10 protein-coding genes are annotated in these 10,737 nt (G+C 41.9%); 1 reads left to right on the forward strand and 9 read right to left on the reverse strand.

Annotated elements, in window-relative coordinates:
* The first annotated feature begins 124 nt into the window (after positions 1-124).
* Entirely contained in the window at positions 125-322 is a 198-nt protein-coding gene (locus L1D50_RS17790; RefSeq protein ID WP_128727208.1) for a hypothetical protein, read from the forward strand.
* Positions 323-528: 206 nt separating this feature from the next.
* On the opposite strand, the gene L1D50_RS17795 is transcribed toward L1D50_RS17790, so the two are convergent.
* From L1D50_RS17795 to L1D50_RS17835, 9 genes are all read right to left on the reverse strand, one after another.
* Positions 529-1,290, reverse strand: coding sequence for an outer membrane lipoprotein-sorting protein (locus tag L1D50_RS17795; protein WP_138524543.1), 762 nt, complete (start codon positions 1,288-1,290; stop codon positions 529-531).
* Positions 1,283-2,500: an FtsX-like permease family protein gene (locus tag L1D50_RS17800; RefSeq protein ID WP_128727206.1), complete on the reverse strand. Its 1,218-nt coding sequence runs from the start codon at positions 2,498-2,500 to the stop codon at positions 1,283-1,285. The genes L1D50_RS17795 and L1D50_RS17800 overlap by 8 nt, the downstream gene beginning before the upstream one ends.
* Positions 2,500-3,195, reverse strand: a complete 696-nt coding sequence (locus L1D50_RS17805; protein ID WP_128727205.1) for an ABC transporter ATP-binding protein — start codon at positions 3,193-3,195, stop codon at positions 2,500-2,502. Before L1D50_RS17805 ends, L1D50_RS17800 begins: the two co-directional genes overlap by 1 nt.
* A gap of 16 nt (positions 3,196-3,211) precedes the next feature.
* Complete coding sequence (locus tag L1D50_RS17810) at positions 3,212-3,796, reverse strand: hypothetical protein (protein ID WP_138524547.1); 585 nt, start codon at positions 3,794-3,796, stop codon at positions 3,212-3,214.
* Between the two features lie 239 nt (positions 3,797-4,035).
* Complete coding sequence (locus L1D50_RS17815; RefSeq protein ID WP_128727203.1) at positions 4,036-4,824, reverse strand: LytTR family DNA-binding domain-containing protein; 789 nt, start codon at positions 4,822-4,824, stop codon at positions 4,036-4,038.
* The gene (locus L1D50_RS17820) at positions 4,793-5,860 is read right to left on the reverse strand and encodes a histidine kinase (protein ID WP_128727202.1); all 1,068 of its coding nucleotides are present in this window, start codon (positions 5,858-5,860) and stop codon (positions 4,793-4,795) included. The genes L1D50_RS17815 and L1D50_RS17820 overlap by 32 nt, the downstream gene beginning before the upstream one ends.
* A gap of 1 nt (position 5,861) precedes the next feature.
* Complete coding sequence (locus L1D50_RS17825; RefSeq protein ID WP_239966519.1) at positions 5,862-7,052, reverse strand: hypothetical protein; 1,191 nt, start codon at positions 7,050-7,052, stop codon at positions 5,862-5,864.
* A 155-nt stretch (positions 7,053-7,207) separates the two neighbouring features.
* Positions 7,208-9,346, reverse strand: a complete 2,139-nt coding sequence (locus L1D50_RS17830) for a peptidase domain-containing ABC transporter (protein WP_128727200.1) — start codon at positions 9,344-9,346, stop codon at positions 7,208-7,210.
* 17 nt (positions 9,347-9,363) lie between these two features.
* The gene (locus L1D50_RS17835) at positions 9,364-10,608 is read right to left on the reverse strand and encodes an HlyD family efflux transporter periplasmic adaptor subunit (RefSeq protein ID WP_128727199.1); all 1,245 of its coding nucleotides are present in this window, start codon (positions 10,606-10,608) and stop codon (positions 9,364-9,366) included.
* Positions 10,609-10,737: the final 129 nt, after the last annotated feature.

Genomic DNA, 10,737 nt, shown 5'->3' on the forward strand with positions numbered 1-10,737 from the left:
AATATTGACAAAACCTATAACAGGAACTAGGTTAGTTTTTGACCGCTCTATTTTTCTGAGCGTCCGGAAAAGGATATTTACAAAGGGAACTTTTTAACTATTTAATTTTGGTAAGGAAAAACACATGAAATTACAGCTAAACAAAAAGAACATTAAAGCGCTTTCAAATGACGGAAAGTCAGTACCTGTTGAAATGACCCCACAAGTAGTAGGTGGTGATATGCAAGCACTTTCACCAGCAGGTAGTAACCGTTGCACTTATATTGAATGTTGGACTGGTAAAGCACGCTCATGCTATGAGCATACATGCCAAATGCCATAACCAATATTGAGCGAGTGGAGGAGCTCTCTACTCGCTTTACATTTAAACTATGCTGGATAGTAGTTATAGGTCCACACTCCAAGCGATTTAAGCAATCATTACCTTTAACCTAAAACGCATTAAGGAATTATCACTTCGAAATAGGCTGACAGTGGTCTGCCATATATCAATTTGTTTTTCATTAATGGCGGCTCCACATCCTGCTCTTACTCGGTAAGTAACTGGTCTAAATCACTACGGATCAGTATCTGTGGATTAAATAATTTATCCGGCACTTCAATCTGTTGCACTGCGTCATAAGCAATTACGGTTTTTTGTCCTTTTTGCACTTTGTCTTGTAAAGTCATTGCTACCACTTTGACTTTGTCATCGCGGTTCCCGCGTTCAAAAAATGCCGTTTTTGCATGTTTACCTGAGCGCAAATAAAGCTCAGCTTTTTTTGGGAAATAATCTTTTTGATCAATTTCCAGTAGGATACGCTGATAACTTAATTTGGTTGAATTAGCTTTTAATTCAAGTTGAATAACCCCCTTAACTTGAGCAACATTTTTAACGTGATACTCTTCACTCCAACTCAAAGTTGCAATGTCACCTAACGATGCTTCACCAAGCAGCTTTTGCATCGGAGTAATTCGAATTGGACGACGACTTTTGGGCATAAACATCCAGTAATCGCTTCCTTTCATCAGTACCTTTTGACCCTTTTCAGAGTCAGATTTAAAAATCACTAGAGCGCGTTTTGATGACGATGAATACACATCATATTGTTTTGTATGCTTAAGAATGTCGTCATCAAAAGCTTTCACTGTGGCTGATACCTTCACTGAAGCTGACTCATTTCTAAATGCATCGACTTTTGATAACACGGTTTGTGCATCTATTTTGATAAGCTGTGAAGCATAAACACTAGATGAGGCAACCGCTAATATTGCTAAAGTTAGTAAAGTTTTGGTCAGTTTATTAAACATGGCTTAATGCCTCCGTTATTGGCTTCGTGCTACCTTTGTATGCCGCCTTAAATGCCGCTAATACACAAACTAAAATCATTATTAACATTACACTCAACGCAATTTCCCATGAAAACGTAATAGTAAGTGGATACCCTTGGTTACTGCCTGGAGGTGGTGGCATTTCTAACCCCAAATAAACGAGACCCCAAGCAACGAGGGCCGAAATAGCAATGCCAATTGTTGCGCCCAAGAAACCAATGATGCTGGACTCAAGAATGAAGTTCCTGATGATTTCCCATTGATAAGATCCCATTGCTGCTACCGTCCCGATTTCCCTAGTGCGCTCAGTCACCGTCATCGCCATTGTGTTTGAGATAGAAAAGAACACCAGTAACACCATTATTCCACCCAATAGGCCAAAGATACGGTTATATAAATCTTTAACTGATTGATAGTAAAATGCTCTTTCCCACCAAGGGACAAAGGCCAAAGCCGGAACTCTTGGCTCGTATTGCGCGACCGCGCTTTGAGTATTATTCAAGTCAAATAAGTAGACAGAAAGCGAGCTAACCTTATCAGTGTAGAGTAAAGATTGGGCGTCACTCAGTTTAATGTATAGCTGGCGCTTATCTAAGTCCGGCACACCTGTTGTATAAATCCCTCGAACTTCAAAATCTAAGGCATTTAGCGCACCATCCGTGGTCGTCGACATTAGCGTCACATAATCACCAACAGCCACTTTTAAACTCCGAGCTAAGTCCTTACCTAGCACAATTTGTGACTCGGCTTCAGAGTCACTAAAATCCGATAATGCCTGACCAGATAGCATTGTTAAGAACGGCCCTTTCACCATAAACTCTTCTGGCTCAACTCCTAACCCAATGAAAATAGAACTTTTTTCACCATTTGAAACGAGTCCATTAAAGTTGATTCGAGGTAAAACGCTCTTTACCCTTTCATCTTCTAATAATTGATTTTTTAGCAGTTCAGTATCTGCCAAACCGTACTGCAACGGCATATCTTCTTCTTGCTCTAGCTGTTTTTTATGGGTAATTATAAAGTTACCTTCATCTCTTGCTGCTTTCTCAGCTAAAGATTGGTAGGTAAACAGTGCAAATCCACTAGTCGTTAAAATAGACGCCACCGCTACCGCGGCAACCAAAATTGTGAACAGTGAACGTCGTCCGTTTCTCAGTACGTTAAAAAATGCAAATACAACCCAACGCATTATCCTGCTCTCCTGTTATCTGCTTGTTGTAACTGTTCTGTGATGTGCCCGTCAGCAAGATTTAATACTCGATGGCAGCGATCCGTCATCCGGTGATCATGAGTAGCAATAATAAATGTTGTACCCATGTCATTACCTAGATCACGCATTAGATCCATCACCATGTTCGCTGTGGGTGTATCCAAGTTTGCTGTGGGCTCATCTGCGATAACTAATTCAGGTTTCTTTACTAATGCTCGAGCTATCGCGACACGTTGTTGTTGACCACCAGAAAGCTGGTCAGGACGTTTAGATATATGATCTTTCAAGCCAACTTTATGAACAATTTCGACAACTCTATCCATTCTTTGCTGTTTATTAAGGTTTAACATTAACAACGGATATTCGATGTTCTCAAACACCGACATCACAGGAATTAAGTTGTAGCGTTGAAATATGAACCCCAGTTTTTCTCTTCGAATTTGGGTCAATGCGCTTTTCTGCTTTGGAATTGGCCGATCATTAATCCAAATCTCTCCTTGATACCGCTCATCAAGTAATCCACATATATTGAGTAACGTTGATTTGCCACTACCCGATGGCCCGCACAGAGAAACGGTTTCACCAGCATGAATATGCGCAGCAACCCCCTTAAGTGCATCGACAGTTACGTCACCTGTCGTATAAGATTTTCGAATATTTTCAAAACGAAGCATAGAAGCATCCTTGTGGTTATTTAGTACTAACTAACTGGAGCTTTTGTGCCAGCTCCACCATCGATTTTGCTTGCTCAGCATCATCTAATTTTTCAGCAGCTGCTGCCGCACAACGGTACGCACTAACCTGTAAAGCAGGCTCTAACTGTTTAAACTGCTCACTTTCACTGATTACTTTGTTCAGCAAGTAACTTCCATGCTCTGCGCGATTCATCATTTTTGGAACCTGAGCAAAAGTACAACCGGCAGTTACATTAACTCGTGCTCGCAATGAATAAGGTAAAGACTTAGCCTGCTTGATTGCTCTAGACAACTTCGCAATCCCTTTTTCTGCGTATTGCATTTTTTGCCATGGTTTATTGGTATAACGAGCTTGTGTCGTCTCTGTGCTACCTAACATCGCCAGAGCAACTGGATTTGGTGCTTTTTCGTTAATTTCTTTCAGTGCATTAAAAGCGAATTGATTTTTTTCTTGCGAGCCTTGTAGCCCCGCTTGGTAGGCTTCGATTACCTGCTCAGGAATAGCATTTGAGGCTTCGACGTTTAAGCTTAAGAAGCCCATTGCTGTTATTGCACTTGCTATGATTAATTGGTTTGTCATCACTATTACCCTGTGTTTTTCTGTTGATATGAACATCATAAGAAAAGAAAACCGATAACAGTAAATAAGGTGATAACCTGCGCTTAGGTGGGATAAATGGTAAATATTAAAGATAAAGTGAAGTGCAGTTTAAAAAATTGAAATAATCTAAGATCGGATCCGCCGTTATCCATGATTCAATTCGCGGAATATATAGATATGAGATGCTAAAGATCACACTTTTAGCATCTGAAAGGATATTACATCTGCTTAAATAGCGATTGATATTTTCGACTTACCGCCAATCTATCACTGCTATCTTTTAAGTCTATGTAAACATGACCAAGCTCATCTTTAGTAACACGTTGAATTTTTTCAACTTTGACGATGCAATTACGATGGATACGCCAAAACACTTCTGGATCTAACTCACTTTCCAGTGCTGTAACTGCTGTTTTTATCAAATAAGTATCTGTCGCAGTATGCACTTCAGTGTATTTATTATCAGCAATGAAATACTCAATATCTGAGGTGTTAACGACGTGAAGCTCATTATTTTTGCTAGCCTTGATCCATTTCAGGTGGCTGCTTGTTGCGGCTGCCTGAGTGGTTCCGATCAATTCTTCAAGCATCTCACTGAGTTGAGCTTTTTGGTTTAAGTCGGGAGATTGTTGGAGTACTAGCTTTTGCAGACGTTCAACAGTTCGCTCTAAACGAGATTCTTCGATGGGCTTTAATAGATAATCAATCGCTTGATTCTCAAAAGCCACCACTGCATGCGCATCATAAGCCGTGATAAAAACAACATAAGGCGGCTGTGCGTGTTCACACAGTTGCCGCGATACTTCTAACCCATCTATGCCAGGCATGCTAATGTCCAAAAACACAACTTGAGGTGAAAAAGCCTCAACGAGCATTAATGCTTCTTCACCATCCGCAGCTTGACCAACAATATCCAGCTCTGGCCAGACGGCTTCCAGCATCATTTTTAAATGTGCTCTTAAAATAGGCTCATCGTCAGCGATTACCGCTTTTATCCGTTGAGACATTAATGGGTACCTCCAAAGTTACGCGAACCTGTCCCACTTGGCTATCGTCATAAACCAGCTTAGCTTGATCCCCATAAAGCTGTTCCATTCGCTGTTGCACGTTTTTCAGGCCGACATTCGTGCCCTTTCGTTTACTGCCCCCGATATTACAATCGTTCGACACAACAATAATCACATTCTGCTCAGTGCGCTGTATTATTAGCTTCAGCATACCACCGGATTTAATCTGCTCAATACCATGAGTTACCGCATTTTCTATGATCGGTTGCAGCAACATTGGCGGAAACAAAATATCATCTGTGACTTTATCGGTGACATCGTACTCAATATGCAGACGTTCGCCTAGTCTAATTTTTTGTATGTCCAAGTAAGCCTGATTAAATCTGAGTTCATGACCAAGTGTCAGCCACTGTGTATGTGTCCGGTCTAGGCTATGTCTCAACAAAGCAGTTAATGCTGACAGCATTTTACTCGCTTGTTTCGCGTCAATCGTAATTAACGCTTGGATATTCGCCAGTGTGTTAAAAAGAAAATGCGGCTCAATCTGAGATTGAAGTAGCCTCAGCTGGGTTTCTAGTAATAACTTATCTTTTTGCACTTGGTCTAGCTCGAACTGATAAAGAGCGCGTCTTAATTGTGCGGTTTGCTCATTGCGGTAATAAATAAAGCTAACCACAATCATGAAAAAACCACCAACAACAAACACCCCTAAGTACTGCTGTAAGTCATCGACATAACCACCTGAGTTCTTTATTACATTTAAAAGGATAGGTGTTACACCCCAAACTAAAAATGATAAAACCAATGCGACCGAATATTGTGTAGCCAACTTCATGTTAGGGTAATTTGTCGCCAGCCAAATTCGTGATAATCGAATGGTAAAACCAATCCCGAGCGATATTAGCACCGAAATTATCGGATATTTAGCCCAGCCTATGGCGTAAATCGCAAACCCGATGAGTGTACATATCAATGCCAATCGAACATTTTTTTTCCAATGGTTACCACTAATCGGTGCCCCTTCAGTCTGACTCATATTAAAATTTTAGTTCCGTAGAAAAGTACCATGTCCTGCCAAAGCTAAGCTGCTTATAGATAGCTTCATTACCACCGGCATACTGCCGAATACCGCCACACAGTGAGTTATGTTTAAAGCCACTGTAGCATAGCTTCCCATCAATCAACATACTGTTATCATTAGGGTTTACAACCCAAGTCAACGCAGGCTGCCACACTGTCGATGAGGTAGTTCTCAGGTGCAGCATCAGATTATTCCTAAACAAATTTTGGGTTGCAAAATGCCCGCGCATTACCCGTAATTGATGACTTTCTATATTACCATCTGCAGCCGCAATCAAGTTGCGCCACTGCCCATTACTCGGTGCTCGGCCATCGTACCAATACTCAGCAATTAACGTCACCCCAAAACGCAAACTGTAATTGATCCCCATTAAGGCTTGAAGACTACCACGCCGCCATTGCGTTTGAACTGAAGGAAGAAAGCTGTCTGATTGCAAAGTGTGGGGGTCAAAAACTGGCATCCTGTGCCTTTGCTGCCAAAGTAATGAGCCATGAATTTCCATGCTATCACCGATAACAGTAACAGCACTACCGCCTACTCTTGCGCCTAATTTCTCGTCATAGTGCGCAACGGCCTGAGCTTCAAAATTTTCAAAGTATCGATAATAACGACCACCACAGCCAAAGCTTGCTGCCACTTTCGCCCCTTTTTCTAAGTAATCAGGGACAGTTTCGTTACACAATAGGCTGACACTACCTGTTTCGGTGAAATAGTCTCCCACCGCCATCCAAGTGCCAGGCGGCACTGCGGTATAGACCGCAAGAGAATCGGTAGGAGAAAACATATCGAGAGGTCGAAAACCATAACCAACATCCCAATCCAGTTTTTTCTTGCCGACTGACGCAAACCAATCGCCCAACATCAAATCGTAATAAGCCTCCGAAACGTCTACATCGAGTTCAGACACTCCAGCCATTGTCATCCAGTTTGCAGTGGCCGCAACTCTAATCCCATTAAACTCAGTACTAACATCGAGAGCAGTAAACCAGAACGTCGTGTCTTTTTCATCAAAGATTCGGCTGTTACTGGCATTGAGCTCTTGTACGTTCATGCGCCAAGCAGTATCAAACTCCACGGTCGCATTTGCTGAGTAACTTAACAAAGTGAGAATGGCTGATAGTAAATAGTAGTTGATTAGTTTTTGCATTATGCCCTCCAAATGTGAGTAGCATACGACTTGCTACCACCAATTGGGGGCCAAACGATAAAAAGAAGAATGTTAAGATAAATGGTGAATTAGCGTGATAAACGGTTTAAGAACACTAAACGGGAGCAAGCTTGGGACCAGCTTGCTCCCACAGCCTATTCAGACGCAGACGTTTCCATTTCCGCGTCTATTTTTTCTGGCTTTTTGAGCTTAATTTCCCGATCTGCCGAGGCGATGGTTTCTTTACGGTGTGCAATGATCACGCGGGTAATTTTCAACCGTGATACGGCTTCATTGATATCCTCTTCCAAACCAGTATCAAGGTGACTTGTCGCTTCATCCATAAACAGAATCTTAGGGTCTTTATACAGGGCACGTGCCAAGATGATCCGCTGCTTCTGGCCCCCAGATAAGCTCGAGCCCATGTCCCCAATCAAACTATCATAGCCCATAGGCATTTCGCTAATATCGTCATGAATGGCTGCAAGCTGGGCACAGTGCACCACTTTTTCCATATTAATCGGAGTATCAAAAAAGGCGATATTATCAGCCACTGTACCTGATAATAACTCATCGTCTTGCATTACCGCGGCGATTTGCTGACGGTATTGTCTCGCCCCAATTTGGCTAAGCGGCACACCATCCACAAATATATCTCCACTAGAGGGCTTATTCAGACCTAACATTAGTTTGAGCAACGTCGACTTACCACAACCAGAGGGCCCAGTAATTGCAACGGATTCACCCGCATTGATTGTCAAGTTAAGCTTGTCTATGACATTGGGGGTCGCATCTGAGTATGCAAAAGAGATGTTTTTCACCTCAATCTTGCCTTCAATATTCAGCTTGCGGTATTGATCTGGTTGCAACTCTTCTTTATCTGTCAAAGCGATATCGGCGATACGGTCAAAGTGCAAACCAAGCATCTTAAATTCAATCAGCTTTTCTATTAGGTTTGCAGTCTTATCCATAAACTGACGCTTATACGACATAAAAGCAAATAGCATACCGGTACTAAATCCACCAGCAATTACCAAATGTGCCGCCAAATAAACCACAATAATATTCTCGATACCGAATAACGCGCGGTTAATCGCATCATAGCCGATTTTAAAATTGCCCAAGCGGATATTGTGGTTAATTGCGCTAGCATAGCGATTTTGCCATTGTCCTTCCCGCTTTACCTCAGAGCCGAATAATTTAATCGTTTGGATCCCGCGCACTGTTTCCATAAAGTTAGAGTTTTCTTCTGCGCGAGCCATAATTTCCTGCTCACTGATATTACGAAATGGCTTATACATAGCGATACGAATAATAGCGTAAGCGATAACAGCTACCAGCACGACAGCTGATAACATGGGGCTGTAAAAAAAGATCATCGCCAAGGTGATAATCGCCATTAAGCCATCAATAATCGCTTCAATGACACCAGTTGTAAGGAGCTGCTTTACCTGTTGTAGCGAACTGAAGCGAGAAACAACATCTCCCATGTGGCGCTTTTCAAAATAAGCGATGGGTAAACGCACTAAGTGATGAAATAAATTTGCACCTAATTGGATATTCATCTGATTACCAAAATGCAGCAAGGTGAAGCCTCGCAGTGCATTGGTGGCAATTTCAAACAATAGGACTAAAAAGAAACCAACTGCAAGCACGGTTAATAATGAGGTATCCCCTGTAAGTATGACATCATCTATAACGAGTTGGATATAATAAGGCGCTGCAAGCGTGAATACTTGTAGCAAAATGGAAAGCATAAAAATAAGTAGCAATGAACGTTTTAAGCCAGTAATACGACTCCAAAAATCGGAGAACTTCAAACTGGCCTTTCGCTCTTTCTTCTCAAACTCTTTGGTTGGCGTTAACTCAAGCGCCACTCCAGTAAAGTGCTTAGAAGCCTCTTCCATCGTAAAGGTCTTTTCGCCACCAGCTGGGTCGTGGATCACGATGCGCTTTTCGTTGGCCTTTTTAAGCACCACAAAGTGATTCATGTCCCAATGCAAAATTGCCGGTGTTTGCAGCGCATCTAAATCCTCAAGTTCAATTCGCAGTGGTCTTGAGGTTAAGTGCAGCTTTTCAGCAAAGTGCATTATGTCGAGTAGCGTACAGCCTTCAATTGAAATACTAAAACGCTGTCTTAAGCGTGTTAAGTCAGTATGGTAACCATGATATCCCGCAACCATGGCAAGGCTTGCAAGACCACACTCAGCTGCCTCTGATTGAATGATCACTGGTAAAGATTTCCGCGACCAAAACTCTAACTTATTGGCTGCGCCTTCGTGTTCCATTTCCATATCAACCCTTTTACTTCTTATAATTGGCCTTTGATGCTAAATACTGGGTCAAACAACCAGCGCAATAATGAGCGTTCTTCTACCACAATATCGGCATCAAGTGTCATTCCTGCTCTCAATGCGGTATCTTTACCGTATGCCTTAACCGCTTGCTCATCAAGTGCAACAACCACGCGATACGCAGGCTCCTTAATAATACCCGGCATATTAGTTTCCTCAGGTAAAATCACACTGTTACTGAGCTCTACAATTTTTCCTTTGTAAATGCCAAACTTTTCATAAGGAAAAGCGTGATAACGCAGTTTTGTCTCTTGTCCTTCTTTGATAAAACCAAAGGCCGAGGTTGGGATATAAACTATCGCTTGCATATCACTATGCTCGGGGATCAGGGTAAGTAAATGTTGACCCATAGAAACATTTTTACCTAACTTTGCCAGTAATCCTGTCACTACCCCTGACTGAGTCGCACGAACTTCACCAAGTCGCTCCTGCTCAATGGATGAGATTTGGATAAGCAGGTCAGCTTGTTGCGATTGCAGCTGAGAAATTCGGTTTTGGTGTTCTATGGGCAGTTTAGCCAATTGATTTTTGATGTTTTTAAGTTGCGATTCCAGTGCAATGCGTTCCGATCGGATGGAAGACGATTGCTGCTTTAGCGACAGCAAAGTATCTTTCTGGCGCTGCAACTCAAGCTCAGAGATGTATCCGGTGCCTTTTAGTGTTGCAATTTGCGATACTAAATCTTGATTAAGTAGTAGCCGCTCTTGGAACGTAGTGGCTTGACTCTCAAGTTCACTTAACTTTTCTTTTGCAGTGCTTTCTTGCTGCTGCAACTCCTCAATATCAAGTTGATATTGACCTCGCAATTGCTCTATTTGTTGTAATAGATTTTTTTGTTGGAACCGGTACTGATTAAGTAAAGCTTGATTTAATTCGGTGGCTTCGGTGCTATGTTTTGCAGATGCAATACGCAGCAACGGCTGCCCCGCAATCACCTCTTCACCTTCTTTAACCAACACCTCAGACACAACACCTTGTTGCATCGCTGCAACGCGCAGCAATCCGCCACTGGGTTCGATGACGCCAGATACTCTTTCCTTTCTGGTATAGCTACCACTAGATAGAAACACGATGCTTAAAACCACAACCACTAGAATAAGTAACCCTAACGTTTTAAATACAGGCGGTTGGATCAAGCTAATTGTGCCCTCTAAGCGGTGCTGCTTATGCTCTAACACCTCACGGCGAAATAAATTTTCCATAGCACTTATTGGGTAATATTATTGTTAATATTTTTTTATTGAAAATACAATGTACCACGGGTAGTAACAGAAAGGAATGAAATAAGGCAAGTCATACTTGCCTTATTTCTATTCTAAGAAGTGTTATAC

This window comes from Pseudoalteromonas sp. Isolate6, assembly GCF_022398435.1.
GTDB lineage: Bacteria > Pseudomonadota > Gammaproteobacteria > Enterobacterales > Alteromonadaceae > Pseudoalteromonas > Pseudoalteromonas galatheae.